This window comes from Micromonospora sp. NBC_01796 (genome assembly GCF_035917455.1).
Classification (GTDB): Bacteria; Actinomycetota; Actinomycetes; order Mycobacteriales; family Micromonosporaceae; genus Micromonospora_G.
The window spans coordinates 4,963,378-4,979,859 of sequence record NZ_CP109078.1; the positions used below are offsets into that span (position 1 = coordinate 4,963,378).

A 16,482-nucleotide genomic window follows, 5' to 3' on the forward strand; every position below is an offset into this window, starting at 1 on the left:
CCTATCCGGATCAACTTCGGCCACCGGATAGCCTCGACGTCGTGGCAACCGCTCTGGTGATCGAGAATGACCCGACGGACGACCTCCGTCGGCTGGGGGAGTGGCTGACCGAGGCCGGTCTCGACCTGCACGTGCTCCGGCCGCATGCCGGTGACGCCCTGCCCGAGGACCTGTCCGGCTTCGAGGCGCTGGTGGTGCTCGGCGGGCAGCAGCAGGCGTACCCGCTGCCCGACGGCAGCCCGGGAGCGCCCTGGTTCCCGCAGTTGGAGGGACTGCTGCGCAAGGCCGTGCGCTACCACCTGCCCACCCTGGCGATCTGCCTCGGTGCGCAGCTCCTGGCGACCGCGCACGCCGGCACCGTCGAGCGCAGCGAATCCGGGCCGGAGGTGGGTCCGGGGGTGGTCGGCAAGCGGGACGCCGCCGACCGCGACCCGCTGTTCATGTGGGTGCCGCTGATTCCCGACGTGCTCCAGTGGCACCACGACGAGATCACCGAGCTGCCGCGCGGCGCGGTGCTGCTCGCCGCCTCGACCCGCTACCCGAACCAGGCGTTCCGCCTCGGTGACCGGGCCTGGGGGCTCCAGTTCCACATCGAGGCCGACACCGACATGATCGCGGACTGGGCGACCGACTCGGAGGTCCTGGCCGAGCTGGGCTACGACCGGGACGCCGTCATCGCCGCCGCGGACGCGGTGATGGCCGACGTGGAAGAGGCCTGGCAGCCCTTTGCCGTACGCTTCGCCGCCCTGGCCCAGGGTGAGCTCGACGTGCCGGCACCCCGGCTCGACCTGCCGTTGCTCGGGCCGCAGGAGCCGCGGTGACCAGACCGACCAGCGCACACGGCCGGCTCGTCCGGTACGGCTTCGGTACCGCCGACGGTGACCACGGTTCCCGCGCGGCGGACCTGCTCGGGGAGACCGGGCTCGGGCTCTGGGACGACGCCGCGCAGGAGCCGGTGGACGACGTCGCCGCCGACCTGATCACGGCTCTGTCCCGGGCCGCCGACGCCGACCTGGCCCTGCGCCAGTTGCACCGCCTGGTCGAGGCGGAACGGCGGGCGGCGGCCCCGGACAGCGACGCGGAGTCGGTGGTGCTGGGCGCGTTGGCCGTCGATCCGGGGCTGCGCCGCCGGCTGGTGGCCGTACTCGGGGCGTCGTCGGCGTTGGGTGATCACCTGGTGGCGAACCCGGACCAGTGGCGGGTGCTGGTCACCGGTGCGGACGGGCTCGCGCCACGGGCCGACGGGACGTTGTACGACGGCACCCTGCCCGGTGCCGTACTGCCGCCGCTGCCGGTGGTGGCCGCGCTGCGGCGGGCGTACCGGTTGAGTCTGCTGCGGATCGCGGCGGCCGACCTGACCGGCGGACAGGGCCTGGAGCAGACCATGTCGGCGCTCTCCGCGCTCGCCGACGCCACCCTCGGTGCCGCGTACGACATCGCGGTGGCCGAGTTGCCGCCCGGTACGACGCTGCCCCGGCTGGCCGTGGTGGCGATGGGCAAGTGCGGGGGCGGGGAACTCAACTACGTCTCCGACGTCGACGTCATCTTCGTCGCCGCCACCGACGACGACCTGACCGCCGCGACCACGATCGCCACCCGGCTGATCAACATCTGTGGACTGGTCGCCTGGCCGGTCGACGCGGCGTTGCGCCCCGAGGGCAACCGGGGACCGCTGGTCCGTACGCTCGCCAGCCACCTCGCCTACTACCGGCGGTGGGCCCGTACGTGGGAGTTCCAGGCGCTGTTGAAGGCCCGCCCGGCCGCCGGTGACCTCGGCCTGGCGAGTGAGTGGATCGAGCAGCTCGCGCCGCTGGTCTGGACCGCCGCCGAGCGCCCCGAGGCGGTCGAGGACGTCCGGTCGATGCGGCGCCGGATCATCGACAACATCCCGGCCCGCGAGCTGGAACGCGAGATCAAGCGCGGACCCGGCGGGTTGCGCGACATCGAGTTCGCCATCCAGTTGCTGCAACTGGTGCACGGTCGCGGCGACGAGTCGCTGCGCGCCTGCGGCACCATTCCGGCCCTGCGGGCACTGGTCGCCGGTGGTTACGTCGGCCGGGCCGACGGTGAGTCGCTGCTGCGCGGTTACCGGTTCCTGCGTGCGGTCGAGCACCGGCTGCAACTACAGGGCCTGCGGCGTACGCACACCGTGCCGACCGAGCCGCAGGCGTTGCGCTGGTTGGCGCACGCCCTCGGCTACACCGCCACCCCGGAGCGGGACGCGGTCGAGGCGTTCCGGGCCGAGTGGGTCACCCACGCCACCGAGGTACGCCGGCTGCACATCAAGATCTTCTACCGGCCGTTGCTGGAGGCGGTCGCCCGGGTCAACACCGACGGGCTGCGGCTGACCCCGGAGGCGGCCAAGCACCGGCTGGAGATCCTCGGCTTCGGTGATCCGACCAGGGCGTTGCAGCACCTCCAGGCGCTCACCGGCGGCGTGTCCCGGACCGCCGCGATCCAGCGCACCCTGCTGCCGGTGCTGCTCCAGGAGTTCGCCGACGCACCCGAACCGGACCGGGGGCTGCTCAACTACCGCCAGGTGTCGGACAAGCTCGGCAGCACCCCGTGGTACCTGCGCCTGCTGCGTGACGAGGGGCCGGTGGCCCGGCGGCTCGCCCGTACCCTGGCCCTGTCCCGGTACGTCGCCGACCTGCTCGCCCGCGACCCGGAGTCGCTGCGGCTGCTCGCCGACGACACCGAACTGGTCCCGCGTGACCCGGCCGTCCTGCGCGACGGGTTCCTCGCCGCCGCCAACCGGCACCTGCCCGGACGGGGTCCCCAGCCGGCCGACCCGGCCGCCGCGATCAGCGCGGTCCGGGCGCTGCGCCGCCGGGAGCTGATCCGGCTCGCCTGCGCCGACGTACTGCACTCCGCCGGTTCGCTGGCCCCGCCGTCATCGGACACCGAGGTCGCGCCCACTCCGGCGGTGGCCGGGGAGTCCGACATCATCGGCACCGGGGCGGCGCTGAGCGCGGTCACCGACATGACCCTGGCCGCCGCGCTCCAGGTCGCCCGCGCGGCCGTACCGGAGCTGCCCGGACTGCGGTTCGCCGTGATCGGCATGGGCCGGCTCGGCGGCTACGAGCAGAACTACTTCTCCGACGCCGACGTGCTGTTCGTCTACGACCCGCCGCCGGGGGTGGCCGAGAGCACGGCCAGCGCCGCCGCGCACGCCATCGCCGAGGAACTGCGCCGGCTGCTCGGCACGCCGACGGCGGACCCGCCGCTCGGCGTCGACGCGGACCTGCGCCCCGAGGGCCGTCAGGGTCCACTGGTACGCAGCATCGCCGCCTACGCCCAGTACTACGCCCGCTGGTCGAAGGTGTGGGAGGCGCAGGCGCTGCTGCGCGCCCGGTTCGTCTGCGGCGACGCCGACCTTGGCCGGGAGTTCGAGCTGATGGTCGACCCGGTCCGCTACCCGGAGCTGGGGCTGAACCGCGCCCAGGTGACCGAGATCCGGCGGATCAAGGCACGGGTGGAGACCGAGCGGCTGCCCCGGGGAGCCGACCCGGCCACCCACACCAAGCTCGGCCGGGGCGGGCTCGCCGACGTCGAGTGGGCGGTGCAGCTCGTCCAGCTCCGGCACGCCGGTACGGTCCCCGAACTGCGCGGTACGCGTACCCTCGACGCGCTCGGCGCGGCCTGCGACGCCAAGCTGATCGATCCGTCCGACGCTACCGTGATGGCCGCCGGCTGGACCCTGGCCGCCCGCGTACGCAACGCGTTGATGCTGGTCCGGGGGCGGGCCGGCGACCAGTTGCCCCGGCACGGGGTGGAGTTGGCGGGCGTGGTCCGGCTGCTCGGCGGCCACGATCCGGGGGAGTTCCTGGACCACTACCTGCGTACCGCGCGACGGTCGCGGGCCGCCGTGGAGCGCGTACTCGATGCCTGACCGGCGCCGCCCGGCGGTGGCCGGACAGGTCCGGGCCGCCGGTGGCCGGATCCGTTCCGTCGGCGGCCCGGTCCGGGTGGCGGGTGTGGCGGCGCTGGTGCTGGCGGTCGCCTTCCTGCTGGCCCCGAACATGGGCACCGACCTGGCCGCCCAGGTGGCACGGGCCAACTTCGTGGACCGGTTCGGGGCCACCCCGATCGACCTCGGCTGGTACGGAGGCATCAACCAGTTCGGCTACAGCCTGTTCACCGCCGCCCTCGGCGCCACCTTCGGCGTACGGGTGGTCGGTGCGGTCGCCGCGGTCGGCTCGGCGTTGGCCTTCGCCTGGCTGCTGGTGGTGGCCCGCGCCCGACGCCCGGTGTTCGGTGCGCTGCTCGGTGCCGTGGTGCTGGTCGGCAACCTGGTCAGCGGCCGGATCACCTTCGCCATCGGCCTGCTGCTCGGCCTGCTCGCCCTCTGCACGGTCGCGGCTGCCGGCGGCTTCGGGCGCTCGACGGCGGCCGGCGGGCGGAACACCGGACGGTCGGTGGGCGGGAGGCGTGTCGGTTGGCTGGTGGGAGCCGGGGTGTTGGCCGCGTTGAGCACGTGGGCCAGCCCGGTGGCGGGACTGTTCCTCGGGTTGGCCGGCGGGGCGTTGCTGCTGGCCAACCTGCTGCGCCCGGTCCGTCCGGCGCCGCCGCGTACGGGAGCCCGGCGTGCCGGTCGGTGGCGGTCGATCCGTTGGCGCTCGGGTGAGGGGCTGACCGGGGCGCTGGTGCTCTGTGTTGGGCCGGCGGTCGCGTTGGCGCCGATGGCGCTGCTGTTCGGCAACGGCGGGGTGCAGCCGTACAGCTTCGAGTCGATGCGTACCAATGTGGTGTTGTCGCTGGTGGTGCTGGTGGTCGTGCCGCGCCGGTGGCGGGCGGTCAAGGTCGGGGCCGCGCTGACCGTGGTGCTGCTTGTCGGCGCCTACTACCTGGACAGCCCCGTCGGCTCGAACGCGCTGCGGCTGTCGATGCTGTTCGCCCTGCCGGTGCTGGCGGCCTTCGCCGACCTGCGGTGGCGCTGGTTGGTGCCGCTGCTGGCGCTCGCCGTCTGGTGGCAGAATCCGGTGATGGTCGCCGACCTGACCAGGGCCGGTTCGACCGAGAGCCGAGCGGCGTTCTACCGGCCGCTGGTCGACGAACTGGACCGGCGCGGGCCGATCGGCCGGGTCGAGGTGGTCCCGCTGCGGGACCACTGGGAATCGACGTACGTGGCACCGACCGTCCCCCTCGCGCGTGGCTGGGAACGCCAGGTCGACGTGGACCGCAACCCGCTGTTCTACCGCGACAACCTCGACGTGAACGAGTACGTCGACTGGCTGCGTCACAACGCCGTGAGTTACGTGGCCATCGCCCCGAACAGTCCACCCGACCTGTACGCCCGCGACGAAGCCGCCCTGGTCAACGCCGGTCTCCCGGAACTGCGTGAGGTGTGGCGCGACGCGACCTGGCGGCTGTACGCGGTGGCGGATCCGTCGCCACTGGTTGCCGCGCCCGGCGAACTGGCCGACTCGACGCCGGAGGCGGTGACCTTCACGGCCGAGGGAGCGGGTGAGGTGCTGCTGCGGGTGCACTGGTCGCGTTTCCTCAGCGTGACCGGGCCGGACGCCTGCCTGCGGGCCACCGACGACGGCTGGACGACCGTACGGGTCAGCGGCGGCACCTACCGGGTCAGCAGCGACTTGATCGACTCCGGCCCGCACTGCTGACACCTGCGCTGGACAGAGCGACGCCCCCCGACGTCGGGTCGGAGGCGGGGGCGTGTCGAAACTGTTGTCAGTGCTGCTTGGCGAGGCCGACGAACGCCCGCCATGTGTCCGGGCCGAAGGTCAGCACCGGGCCGGACTGGTCCTTGCTGTCCCGGACGAGAACGCGGTTGGTGAGGTTGTCGGCCACCTCCACGCAGTTTCCCTGATTCCCGCTGCTGCGGGAGGACTTCCGCCAGTGCGGCACGGCGATCGGCTCCATGACTCCGCTACCTCCAGAATCAGCTCGGGATTGGACGTCTGGGGAGAGCGTACTTGTGGACGGCCCCTCGGCTCTCTCGGACGAGGTCAACGATGGCTTCGGTTCGGCCCCGGACACAGCAACGCCCCCGCACTGTTGGTACGGAGGCGCGCGCGAGGGTTGCTACTGCTGCTTGGCGAGGCCGACGAACGCCCGCCATGCGTCCGGGCCGAAGGTCAGCACCGGGCCGGACTGGTCCTTGCTGTCACGGACGAGAACGCGGTTGGTGAGGTTGTCGGCCACCTCCACGCAGTCTCCCTGATTGGTCCCGCTGCGGGTGCTCTTGCGCCACTGAGGGGCGAGGTCAGTCATGATCGTTGATCGCCTTCGCTATGAGGTCTCTTGACAGGTTCACCGGCAGGGCCAGCCCGGCGACGATCTCCCACGCTACTTCCAGCCGATTCAGGTCTTCTCCCTCCACCACCAGTCGCCCGCGTAACTGGTCATCGACGTAGCCTGCCCGATCCTTCCCGGGGAGCGTCGCGAGGACGAACGCCCCCTGAAGGCCAGCATGAAGGCCGGCGCTCCGAGGCACAACCAGGATCTGCACCCTCGGCCGCTCGCTCATGTCCAGCAGGTGCTTGAGTTGGGGACCGAGGACGTCGGGTGGGCCGCAGGTGAGCGCAAACTCGCCTAGCACGGCCGACAGCATCGGAGCATTTTCCTGGTCGACGGTGACGGCTTGGCGTTCGAGGCGAACCTGCGTCGTTCGGTCGACCTCCTCCTGCGACAGCCGACCGCTGTGCAGCAGGGCGCGGGCGTACGACTCTGTCTGGAGCAGACCGGGGACCAGCATCGGCTGGAACGTGCGTAACAGCACCGATCGCTGCTCGTGGTCGGTCCATGGCCGTAGCCATGTCGGGCGCGCGTCGTCGCGGGCGTCGGCGGCGGCCCGCTGGACCTTGTCGCCGCTGCCGAACAGGGTGTCCAACTGGATGGCGGTGTCAGGTTGGGGGACCAGTCGGCCGCTCTCGATGGCTGCGATCAGCGACCCGCTGACGTTGATCGCGGTCCCGGCCTGGTCCTGGGTGATGCCGAGCTTGGCTCGCTCTGTCTTGAGGATTTCCCGGAGCTTATTCACGTAATACTCCCGACTACGGATTACTGCACTGTAGACGCCGGTACTGACAACCGATTCCATTCCGATGACGGATGCCAATAGTCCAGAGTAGATGAAGACGGAGATTTGCATTGGCCCTGCCGCATCGAGGGGAAGCACCCCCGACGCTTCCCCCGGGGCTGCTCCGTCCGGCGGGGACCGCCCAAGAAACGCTGTTGGGTGGCGGGCGGTCCCCGCCTCTAATTCCAACTTGAGGGGTGATCAGATGAGGCTTCGCGATTGGCGCCGGCCATGGTGAGAGTCGGTGATGTCATCAACGCCGAGGAGGGCGATTACCGGCGGGACAGGGAGCCCGCCTATCGGGACAGCATGGGCGATCTCCATCTGCGGGTGACGCACGTTCCGATGGACGCCGGGGCGTACGACACCGAGTGGGTGACCGTACGCGGCATCGAAAAGCCGATGGGAAAGCCCGAGTTGCCCGAGGCCGCGTACGCGATTCGTCGCCGCGTTCTCGCGGACGTCGAGCAGCCGGCGCCGACCGGACCGGTCTGGTGATGGACGGCGAGCCGGTGGCGGACAGGGTCGCCAACCACGTCGCGCTGCCGCAGCTCTGGATCTGCCGCGTGGACGCCTACCCCTGGCCGTGCGCGGACGCGCGGCTGAACCTGCTCGCGGGTTTCAACGGGCGGCTACTTGCCCTGAACCTGTACCTGGCGCCCCTGTTCGTCGAGGCCCTGACCGACCTGTCCGCGATCGCCCCGGACCTGGCCGACCCGCCGGACCCCCGCGCGATCTACGAGCGCTTCATGGGCTGGGTGCCGTCGCGAAGGCATGGGGGAGCGACCTCGTGACGTTGGACGACGCGATGGGCGCCCCGCACCGACCGGGCGACGACTGGCGTTGCAAGGACGACGCCGAGGAGTGGCCCTGTCCTGTGTTCCGGCGCCGGATGTGGACGCTTTACCGCCGCAATCGGCCTCAACTGATCGACGTGATGACACGGTTCCGCGACAAGGCGTTGCGCGAGGTGGACGGCATGACTCCGGAGTTGGCCGAGGCCCGCTGGGCCTGCCCCGTTTTGACGGACATCCGAGATCAGGGGACCTGGGGTCTCCGGGAGGATGTCCAGCATCATGGAGAGCATGGGAAAGAAGCGGCCGCGGCCTCGGCGTTCGTTCACGCCGGAGTTCAAGGCCGAGATCGTCGAGTTGTGTCAGCGTGGTGACCGCACGCTCCGGCAGGTCAGCCAGGACTTCGACCTGACCGAGACGGCAGTGCGTGAGTGGGTCAAGCAGGCCGAACTCGACACCGGCGTCCGCGCCGATGGGCTGACCACCGACGAACGGGCCGAACTCGCACAGCTGCGCAAAGAGAACCGCAGGCTGCGCGAAGACGTCGATGTGCTCAAACGGGCAACGGCTTTCTTCGCGAAGGAGACCCGGTGAACGTCTTCCCGTTCATCGCCGCGGAGCAGGCCGGCAAGCACAACGTTAAACGTGCCTGCGAACTGCTCGAGGTCTCCCGATCCGCCTACTACCAGCAGAAAACCGGCACCCAGTCGCAGCGCGAGCGGGTCGATGCCCGGCTCACCGACAAGATCACCGTGCTGCACGAACGGTCCAAGGGCACCTACGGGGCGCCGCGGATCCACGCTGACCTCACCGAACAGGGGCTACGGCACGGCCGCAAACGCGTCGCCCGGCTGATGCGCATCGCCGGACTCGCCGGCAAGAGCCCACGCCGCTGGCGCACGACCACAATCCCGGATCCGGCCGCCGGGCTCCGACCTGACCTGGTCGGCCGCGATTTCCGTGTTGATCCTGGCGTAATCGATACCCGCTGGTGCGGCGACATCACCTACATCAACACGTGGCAGGGCTGGCTCTACCTGGCCACTGTCATCGATCTCGCATCACGCCGGGTCGTCGGCTGGGCCGTGGCCGACAACCTCAAGACCGACCTGGTCGACGCCGCCCTCGCCGACGCTGTCGCACGCCGCCGACCCGAGCCCGGGCTGGTGTTTCATTCCGACCGTGGCACGCAATACGTCAGCGCCCAGCACACCCGCCTGGCACACCGTCACGACATCCGCCTGTCCGTCGGCCGGCGCGGACAGTGCTGGGACAACGCAGTCGCCGAGTCGTTCTTCGCCACCATCAAAACCGAACTCCTGCACCGCCAGGCCTGGCCCACCCACCAAGCCGCCCGCCAGGCCATATTCGAATACATCGAGGGCTGGTACAACACCCGCCGCCGACACTCAACCCTCGGCTACCTCAGCCCTGCGGCCTTCGAGACCACCAGCTCACAACCGCTACCGATCGACCGAGCCGCCTAACTAAGATCAACACAACGACCCTGTCCGTCGAAACGGGTCAAGCCCACGCTTCATCGGCTGGGTGCACGACCCGCCGGTCCGCCGTCGACTGCGAGCAATCTGAATGAGTGTTCGAGGACGTGATCCGGGCCGTCCGCGTTCGCTCCAGACAGGAACTCTCGGACGCCGCACTAGGGTGTGGGGATGACGACACCCCGGGAGGCGGAGACGCGCATCGGTCCGATCGGCGCGCTGCTCTGCCGAGTGATGTTCCTGGCGATCTGGCTGCCCGGACCGGTCCTGCTGTACGTGGCCGTATCGCAGGGCCCGAGTCTGTCTACCGGGGACTTCTGGGGTCTGCTCGCCGGGGGCGTACTGGCGACGCTCGTCGGGGGCGGCTTCGGAGTTTGGGGCTTGCGCCTGGTCACCCGCTCGCGACGCGACATGCGGCGGCTAGCCGCTACCGGTGTCGCGGCGACGGCGGAAGTTCTCGCGGTGGCCGACCACCTGGGTGGGGAGGAAACCGGGCTGGAACTCCGCGTCCGGATCAGTGGTTCCGGGTTCGCCACCTTCGAGGCCGAGACGATCCGCGCTGTCGACCCGGCCCTCGTGCCCGGAGTGGTTCTGGCCGCAGTCGTGGACCCGGACGAACGCATCTTCGCGTTCTTGTAGCCGTCATGCTGACCGTGAAACGGTCGAGTTGCCATTCAGGTTGACGCAAGCCACCGGGTCACCTCGTCGGTGAGGACCACCTCGTACGGCAGATTTTTCAGGTCTTCCGCGGTGACCTCCAGACCGCGAGCCCGAGCCAATTCGGCCAACCATGACCAGGGATGCGCCTCGCCGCACTCGTCGTCGTCCGGAAGCACGGTGAGCAACACGTTCTCGATGACGCCGTCCCGAGTCTCGTGGAGCGGGATCGCACCATTTCCCGGGGCGCCGGTCGATCTCGCGGCGATGCTGTAGCCGCGATCCGCGTGCAGGAGCACACGCCGGCCGTCTTCCAACGTCGCGAACTCACTGACCAGGAAGCTCTGGCTACTCACATCATCGGTGGGTGCCGTTCTCAGATCACAGAGGGCGCCCAGGCCCGTGACACGGCCGGGTTCGACGCGGGGAAGATTTTCGGGGGCGGAATAGGCCCCCGGGTACGGGCTCCAACCGAATTTCCCGCCGCTCATTTCCCGTCAGAACTCGACCGAGCGGGTGCCGAGGCGCTCCTCGAGGTCTCCCGGCTGCTGCAAGCCGGCCGCGAAGGCGCCCGCCGCCCAGCTCTGGTATCGAGGCTTGCCGAGCTGAGCCGTGAAGGTGGCGGACTGGGGTGGGAATTCGTTGTCGTCGGGGAGGGTGATGGCGTTCACCCAGCCCTTCATCTCGACCAGGGCGCCACGGTCGAACTTCGCGACACGGGTGGCGAACGCGGTGACGAAGTCGTCCAGTTCCGCGTCCGGGATGGCGCGGTTGACGTATCCGTACCGCTCGGCGAGGTCGCCGTCGAAGTCCTCGGCGCCGACCAGGATTTCCAGGGCGCGACCGCGACCGACCAGACGCGGCAGGCGGGCCGGGGCACCGCCGCCCGGCGGGGCGCCCGCGCTCAATTCGAACTGGCCGATCAGGGTGCGCTCCCGGCTCGCGAAACGGATGTCGGTCGCCAGGAGGAACTCGCTGCCGGCCCCGCGTGCCCGACCGCGGATCTTGCTGATCGTCACGACGGGAAGCTTGCTCAGCCGCACCATGATGTCGACGAAGGGCTGCTGACCGGTGACCGGCGGCGGCTGGTCGGCCAGGACCGAAAGGTCATCGGCGAGATCCCAGTGCGCGATGAAGTAGTCGGGATTCGCGCTCTCGAACACGATGACGGTCAGCTCGGGATCGTTCTCGGCCGCATCGAGAAGTGCGCGCATTTCGACGATCATCTGTCCGCCGATGACATTGACCGGCGGATTGTCGAGCGAGGCACGCCAGAACGACGGCGACTCCTTGGTGATGTTGATCTGTGCCATGCGACGAGTATGTGCAGAACGCCAGGTGGATGGACGCGGAACTGTGCTCGGTAAGCCTTACGGGATCTCCGCGCTACAGCCCCTGACCAGGGCCTCCGGGTGGCCATGGCACGATGGTCGCCGTGCCCCGGTTCCGTCTCGTCCGCTACGCCGGCCTGGCCGGGGCGATTCTGCTGGCGGTCGGGGCCCGGTTCGGCGGAGTGCTGCCGCAGTGGCGCGCCGGGGTCACCCCGGCCGGCATCTGGCAGGGCGAACACGGGCCGCTGATCCTCGGCTGCTGGTTGGTCGGGACCGCCCTGCTCGCCGGTGCCTGGTGGGCCGCCCGCGACGGCGTGCCGTCGACCCGGTGGGTGTACGTCACCACCGGGCTCTGGCTCCTGCCGCTGCTCGCCGCGCCGCCGCTGGGCAGCCGCGACGTCTACTCGTACGCCTGCCAGGGGGCGGTGCTGCACGACGGGGGAAACCCGTACGCCGGGGGTGTACGGGAGTTCGGGTGCCCGTGGCTGGACTCGGTGTCGCCGACGTGGCAGGACAGCCCGGCGCCGTACGGGCCGGTGTTCGTCCTGCTCGCCGGGCTGGCGGTGGCGATCGGCGGGACCCTCGTCGGCACCCTGGCGGTGCTGCGCCTGTACGCCGTGCTCGGAGTCGCCCTCACCGCCGCCTGCCTGCCCGCGTTCGCCCGCCGCTGCGGGGTGGCGCCGCAGCGGGCGCTCTGGCTGCTGCTCGGTTGCCCGATCGTGGCCGTGCACCTGGTCTCCGGGGCGCACAACGACGCGCTGATGGTGGGACTCCTGACCGCCGGGCTGCTGGTGACCGTGGTCGGGCGGGGACGCCCGCTGCCGCTGTTCGCCGGGGGAGTGCTGCTCGGGCTGGCGGTCGGAGTGAAGGTCACCGCCGGGGTGGTGATCCCGTTCGCGATGCTCGCCGCGCTGGCCGGGGCGTACCGGGTGCGGGCGCTGTTGCGGGACGGGGTGCCGGTGGCGGCGGGGGCGGCGTTTGCCGTACTCGCCGTGACAGGGGTGTCGGGGCTGGGCTGGGGCTGGGTCGACGGGCTCCTACGCAGCGGCGACTCGGTGCAGTGGACCTCACCGCCGACCGCCTTCGGGTTGACCGTCGACTACGCCGGCCGGCTGTTCGGGGCCGACCTCGACGCCGTGCCGGTGACCCGGCTGGTGGGGTTGGGGCTGCTCGCCGTACTCCTGGTGGTGCTCTGGTGGCGGGCCCGGCACGCGGACCCGGTCCTCGGCGCGGGTCTGGCGCTGGCCGCCACGGTCGCCCTCGCCCCGGTCTTCCACCCCTGGTACGCGACCTGGCCCCTGGCGGTTGCGGCGGCGACCGCGATCGCGGGCCGGTGGCTGGTCGTACCCGGTTTGTTGATCTCGTTCCTGACCCTGCCCGACGGGACCAACCTGGCCCGGTTCAGCAAACTGCCCGGCGCCCTGGCGATGACCGCGTTCGTGCTGGTCGTGGCGGTGCTCGGGGTGCGTGCGGCGCGGCGGCGCCGGGTGGCACCGGACCGCCCGGAGCTGGCGGAGGCGGCCCCGAGCGGGCGCTAGTGGAACACCAGACGGTTTGCCGGGCAAGGCAGGCCAGCTCGGCCGGAAGTGGACACCTCCGGCCGAGCTGGGCGGGCTTATGAACCCGCGACGCCCTGGGACACGGGGCCACACTTCTCGTCGAGCCCGTTTACCCCCTTGCGCTCGCACACCTCCATCGAGACCCACCTGCCCGCTGGGACGTAGACGTTGACCGGTGTGGAGCAGGTGCCGCTGCCGCCATCGGCATGCCGTTCGATGGTCCCCCCGCCCTGCCACCAGATGTAGCCGACGGCGCGGCGGGCGTCACCGGCGCCGAAGTCGCAGACCTGGAACGACGAGTACTGCCCGGTGTTGCTCCACGTCGCATACCCGTAGCCGTTGTAGTAATCGTCGTACGACTCGGCATACAGGGGCGTTGCCGCCAGGGCGGCGGCCGGGGACGCCACCAGGCCGGTGACCGTGAGCACCACCGCCATCAGCGCGCCACCGAACCAGCGTGACTTCTTCCGAATCATCCGTACACCTCCATCGACGACGACCGGGATGGTCGTGATCAACATGATCGTCGCCGTTGATCGACGGTGGGAGGTGTTCGAACGAGCCCGAACAACTTCGAACGCTGCGGGCGTTGGGGTCGGCCGTTGGCCGGATCAGACCTGCTTCGGCAGGGTGAGGATCTCGGCTCCGTCGTCGGTGATGGCGATCGTGTGCTCGCTGTGCGCCGTGCGGCAGCCGGTCGCGCTCCGGAGGGTCCAGCCGTCGGCGTCGGTGACGAGCCTGGCGGTGTCCGCCATGATCCACGGCTCCAGGGCCAGCAGCAGCCCGGGGCGGAGTTTGTACCCGCGACCGGGCCGCCCCGTGTTCGCGACGTGCGGGTCCTGGTGCATCGTCGATCCGACGCCGTGGCCGCCGAACTCGGTGTTGACCTGGTATCCCGCCTCGTTGAGGACCGAACCGATGGCGTGGGAGATGTCACCGATGCGGGCTCCGGGGCCGGCTGCGGCTATCCCCGCGCTCAACGCGCGCTCGGTCGCGTCGATCATCGCGACGCTCTCCGGGGGCTGCACGTCGCCCACGATGAAGCTGATCGCGGAGTCGGCGACAACTCCGCCCAGGGAGACGGCGAGGTCGAGCGACAGCAGGTCGCCGTTGGCGAGCGGGTAGTCGTACGGCAGGCCGTGGAGCACGGCGTCGTTGACCGAGGTGCAGATGTAGTGGCCGAACGGCCCGCGCCCGAAGGACGGCTCGTAGTCGACGTAGCAGGACTGTGCCCCGGCCTCGATGATCATGGCCTGGGCCCACCGGTCGATGTCCAGCAGGTTGGTGCCGACCGTGCTGCGGCTCTTCAGGGTCTGCAAGATGCCGGCGACCAGGGCGCCTGTCGCCTTCGCTCGGGGCAGGTCGGTGGGGCTCAGGATCTCGATCATGGGGCGCCTTACTCGTACGGCCAATAAGTATCCCGGCCATATTATCCCGGTACTAGAATCGGTGCCATGGTCAGGTTGCCGCTCACACCCGAAGAGGTCGAGCGCGGACAGCGCCTCGGCGCTCTCCTGCGTCGAGCCAGGGGGCAGCGTTCGATGCTCCTCACCGCGCTGGACGCGGGCGTCTCGCCGGAGACCCTTCGGAAGATCGAGTCCGGTCGGGTGGCCACGCCCGCTTTCCCGACCATCGCCGCGATCGCCGACGTCCTCGGCCTCTCCCTCGACGCGGTGTGGTCGGAAATCAACCGGTCGGCCGGCGGGGTCGAACTGGCAAGATCGAACAGCGCCGCAGCTCAGCGGTTGGCCTCGTAGGTCCCGAAGCCGCAGCCCCGTCGCGCGATACGGGAGCGTCGTAAAAATCCTCGTCGGGCGTGCATCGTTCGAGGGGCCGGCGACCGTTCTACCCGTGTCGGAGGGAGCGGCCGCTTGAAACAAGATGACGAGGACGCATTCCGGGAGTTCGTGGCGTCGCGCATGCTGGCGCTTCGGAGGCTGGCGTACGTGACGTGCGGGGACTGGCACGCGGCAGAGGACGCGGTGGCCAACGCCCTGGCGAAGCTGTATCCCCGGTGGGCGCGCCTGGAACGGCCGGACCTGTACGCCCAGACCATGGTGTTCCGGGCGGCGATCGACGAGACCCGCCGGCCGTGGTGGCGCCGGGAGCGGTCGGCCAGCGACCGGATGCCCGACATCGCCCAGCCCGACCTCAGTGGCGCCACCGACGAACGCCTGCTGGTACGAGCGGCACTACGGGCTGTGCCGACTCGGCAGCGGGCGGTGCTGGTCCTGCGGTACTACCTCGGCATGTCGGCCGAGGAAGCCGCGGATGTGCTCGGCGTACGAGCCGCAACAGTCAGGAGCCAGACGAGCAGAGGTCTGGCCAATCTCCGTACGGCGCTGGCCGCCGGAGGCGTGGTCCTTGATGAACCGTCGGAACTTGGAGCGTGGACCGATGCGAATGCAGAACCTGGTGGAGCTGGCGACCTCCGAGCCACCGCCGCTGCGTTACACCGTTGACGAGATCGTGGAGTCGGGACAGCGGGGCCAGCGTCGTCGCCGGCTCGGCTGGGCGGCATCCGGGGCGACGGCGGTGGCGGTGCTCGGCGTCGTGGCCGCCGTGACGATCCCGTCGCTCACCGGAACGGCGTCGGTGGAAACGGCCAGCCCGTCCGGCCCCAACGCGGGCGCGTTGTCCGGGACGACGCAGACCGTTCCGGTGGCGGCGGAGCCGTTCACGTTCACGTTCGGCGCGTACCAGGTCGGGAAGCTGCGGGTGGCGCAGCCGATCATCGTGTCGACCGCGTACCAGCTCGCCCCGGTGTACGCGGACGGCCTGACCACCAACGACAAGGCGAGCGACCCGAAACAGGAGCCGTCACGGTCGCCGAGCCTGTACGCCTACCTCACCGTCTACCGGCCCGGCGCCTACGACCCGACGAAGCTGGCCGGTGCCCGGCAGGTGACCATCGGCGACCGGCGGGGACTGGAGGTCGACGGCTCGGAGGCGGGGACCCGGACCCTCGCCTGGGAGTACAACACGAACGCCTGGGCGGTGATCGACGCCCGCTCCTCCGAGGCCGACTACCCGGCCGCGGAGGACCTGCGGGAGCTGGCCGCAGGGTTGCGCGGCAGCACGCCGACCGAGGCGAAAATCCCGATCAAGATGGCGTACGTGCCGTCCGGATACCAGCTCGACGAGGTCGGGATGCACGCGATGACCGGCCTGAACGGGATCGCCGGCGCCCGGGACGGTGACTACGCGGGACTGCTGTTCAGCGACCCCGCCCTGCCGACGACCGGCCTCACCGAACCGTACGGCGGTGTCGAGGGCGCCGACCCGCCCGGAAGTTTCCTCGTCTTCGTCGTACCCGCCGCGAACTCCAACCAGCAGCCCTCCTCCGGAGTCACCTGCCTGAACGGCTTCTGCAACCGGTGGGCCGCGAACGGCACGGTGAACCTGCAGGTCGCGAGCGGTGGCCGGCTGTCGAACACCGAGATGGCGAACATCCTCAACGGCATCACGCTCGGGAACGTGCAGGACGACACCACCTGGACCGAGGTGGGCGCCGCGATCTCCTGACGGCACCTCCCGCATCGACGGCCACCCACCAATCGTGGGTGGCCGTCGTCGCTGTCGCGAATCTGCAAGAAATCC

Annotated in this window: 19 protein-coding genes; 12 read left to right on the forward strand and 7 right to left on the reverse strand. The window is 70.4% G+C overall.

The features are described 5' to 3' along the window. Nucleotides 1-41 precede the first annotated feature (41 nt). Genes OIE47_RS23010 through OIE47_RS23020 form a run of 3 tightly spaced genes read left to right on the forward strand, consistent with a single transcriptional unit; the run spans nucleotide 42 to nucleotide 5,624 of the window. Nucleotides 42-821, forward strand: coding sequence for a type 1 glutamine amidotransferase (locus tag OIE47_RS23010; protein WP_326556603.1), 780 nt, complete (start codon nucleotides 42-44; stop codon nucleotides 819-821). Then, on the forward strand, nucleotides 818-3,892 hold the full coding sequence (locus OIE47_RS23015) for a bifunctional [glutamine synthetase] adenylyltransferase/[glutamine synthetase]-adenylyl-L-tyrosine phosphorylase (protein WP_326556604.1): 3,075 nt from the start codon (nucleotides 818-820) through the stop codon (nucleotides 3,890-3,892). The genes OIE47_RS23010 and OIE47_RS23015 overlap by 4 nt, the downstream gene beginning before the upstream one ends. Further along, nucleotides 3,885-5,624, forward strand: a complete 1,740-nt coding sequence (locus tag OIE47_RS23020; protein WP_326556605.1) for a hypothetical protein — start codon at nucleotides 3,885-3,887, stop codon at nucleotides 5,622-5,624. The genes OIE47_RS23015 and OIE47_RS23020 overlap by 8 nt, the downstream gene beginning before the upstream one ends. A gap of 67 nt (nucleotides 5,625-5,691) precedes the next feature. On the opposite strand, the gene OIE47_RS23025 is transcribed toward OIE47_RS23020, so the two are convergent. The 3 genes from OIE47_RS23025 to OIE47_RS23035 form a co-directional block, all read right to left on the reverse strand. Further along, complete coding sequence (locus OIE47_RS23025; protein WP_326556606.1) at nucleotides 5,692-5,883, reverse strand: DUF397 domain-containing protein; 192 nt, start codon at nucleotides 5,881-5,883, stop codon at nucleotides 5,692-5,694. Nucleotides 5,884-6,045: 162 nt separating this feature from the next. Next, nucleotides 6,046-6,234: a DUF397 domain-containing protein gene (locus OIE47_RS23030; protein WP_326556607.1), complete on the reverse strand. Its 189-nt coding sequence runs from the start codon at nucleotides 6,232-6,234 to the stop codon at nucleotides 6,046-6,048. Further along, on the reverse strand, nucleotides 6,227-7,003 hold the full coding sequence (locus OIE47_RS23035) for a helix-turn-helix domain-containing protein (RefSeq protein WP_326556608.1): 777 nt from the start codon (nucleotides 7,001-7,003) through the stop codon (nucleotides 6,227-6,229). The genes OIE47_RS23030 and OIE47_RS23035 overlap by 8 nt, the downstream gene beginning before the upstream one ends. A gap of 258 nt (nucleotides 7,004-7,261) precedes the next feature. On the opposite strand from OIE47_RS23035, the gene OIE47_RS23040 reads away from it, so the two are divergent. From OIE47_RS23040 to OIE47_RS23060, 5 genes are all read left to right on the forward strand, one after another. Next, entirely contained in the window at nucleotides 7,262-7,540 is a 279-nt protein-coding gene (locus OIE47_RS23040) for a hypothetical protein (protein ID WP_326556609.1), read from the forward strand. Then, on the forward strand, nucleotides 7,540-7,836 hold the full coding sequence (locus tag OIE47_RS23045) for a hypothetical protein (RefSeq protein WP_326556610.1): 297 nt from the start codon (nucleotides 7,540-7,542) through the stop codon (nucleotides 7,834-7,836). The genes OIE47_RS23040 and OIE47_RS23045 overlap by 1 nt, the downstream gene beginning before the upstream one ends. Nucleotides 7,837-8,127: 291 nt before the next feature. Continuing rightward, nucleotides 8,128-8,430: a transposase gene (locus tag OIE47_RS23050; RefSeq protein ID WP_185755210.1), complete on the forward strand. Its 303-nt coding sequence runs from the start codon at nucleotides 8,128-8,130 to the stop codon at nucleotides 8,428-8,430. Then, entirely contained in the window at nucleotides 8,427-9,323 is an 897-nt protein-coding gene (locus OIE47_RS23055; protein ID WP_326556611.1) for an IS3 family transposase, read from the forward strand. Before OIE47_RS23050 ends, OIE47_RS23055 begins: the two co-directional genes overlap by 4 nt. Nucleotides 9,324-9,506: 183 nt before the next feature. Next, on the forward strand, nucleotides 9,507-9,974 hold the full coding sequence (locus tag OIE47_RS23060) for a hypothetical protein (protein ID WP_326556612.1): 468 nt from the start codon (nucleotides 9,507-9,509) through the stop codon (nucleotides 9,972-9,974). Between the two features lie 35 nt (nucleotides 9,975-10,009). On the opposite strand, the gene OIE47_RS23065 is transcribed toward OIE47_RS23060, so the two are convergent. Together OIE47_RS23065 and OIE47_RS23070 are read right to left on the reverse strand one after the other, a co-directional pair. Beyond that, nucleotides 10,010-10,483: a hypothetical protein gene (locus OIE47_RS23065; protein WP_326556613.1), complete on the reverse strand. Its 474-nt coding sequence runs from the start codon at nucleotides 10,481-10,483 to the stop codon at nucleotides 10,010-10,012. 6 nt (nucleotides 10,484-10,489) lie between these two features. Beyond that, entirely contained in the window at nucleotides 10,490-11,305 is an 816-nt protein-coding gene (locus OIE47_RS23070; protein WP_326556614.1) for an enoyl-CoA hydratase/isomerase family protein, read from the reverse strand. Nucleotides 11,306-11,418: 113 nt separating this feature from the next. Between OIE47_RS23070 and mptB the strand changes: the two genes are divergently transcribed. Then, nucleotides 11,419-12,861 (forward strand): polyprenol phosphomannose-dependent alpha 1,6 mannosyltransferase MptB, encoded by a 1,443-nt coding sequence (gene mptB, locus OIE47_RS23075; protein WP_326556615.1) that lies wholly within the window; start codon nucleotides 11,419-11,421, stop codon nucleotides 12,859-12,861. A gap of 77 nt (nucleotides 12,862-12,938) precedes the next feature. Here the strand turns inward: mptB and OIE47_RS23080 are convergent, their stop codons facing one another. Then, nucleotides 12,939-13,358, reverse strand: coding sequence for a hypothetical protein (locus OIE47_RS23080; protein ID WP_326556616.1), 420 nt, complete (start codon nucleotides 13,356-13,358; stop codon nucleotides 12,939-12,941). 135 nt (nucleotides 13,359-13,493) lie between these two features. Then, nucleotides 13,494-14,270 (reverse strand): type I methionyl aminopeptidase, encoded by a 777-nt coding sequence (gene map / locus OIE47_RS23085; RefSeq protein WP_326556617.1) that lies wholly within the window; start codon nucleotides 14,268-14,270, stop codon nucleotides 13,494-13,496. 66 nt (nucleotides 14,271-14,336) lie between these two features. Between map and OIE47_RS23090 the strand changes: the two genes are divergently transcribed. The 3 genes from OIE47_RS23090 to OIE47_RS23100 all read left to right on the forward strand — a co-directional run bounded on the left by OIE47_RS23090 (nucleotide 14,337) and on the right by OIE47_RS23100 (nucleotide 16,407). Beyond that, entirely contained in the window at nucleotides 14,337-14,639 is a 303-nt protein-coding gene (locus tag OIE47_RS23090; RefSeq protein WP_326556618.1) for a helix-turn-helix domain-containing protein, read from the forward strand. A 114-nt stretch (nucleotides 14,640-14,753) separates the two neighbouring features. Further along, the gene (locus tag OIE47_RS23095; RefSeq protein WP_326556619.1) at nucleotides 14,754-15,344 is read left to right on the forward strand and encodes a SigE family RNA polymerase sigma factor; all 591 of its coding nucleotides are present in this window, start codon (nucleotides 14,754-14,756) and stop codon (nucleotides 15,342-15,344) included. Beyond that, nucleotides 15,280-16,407 (forward strand): hypothetical protein, encoded by a 1,128-nt coding sequence (locus OIE47_RS23100; RefSeq protein WP_326556620.1) that lies wholly within the window; start codon nucleotides 15,280-15,282, stop codon nucleotides 16,405-16,407. The genes OIE47_RS23095 and OIE47_RS23100 overlap by 65 nt, the downstream gene beginning before the upstream one ends. Nucleotides 16,408-16,482: the final 75 nt, after the last annotated feature.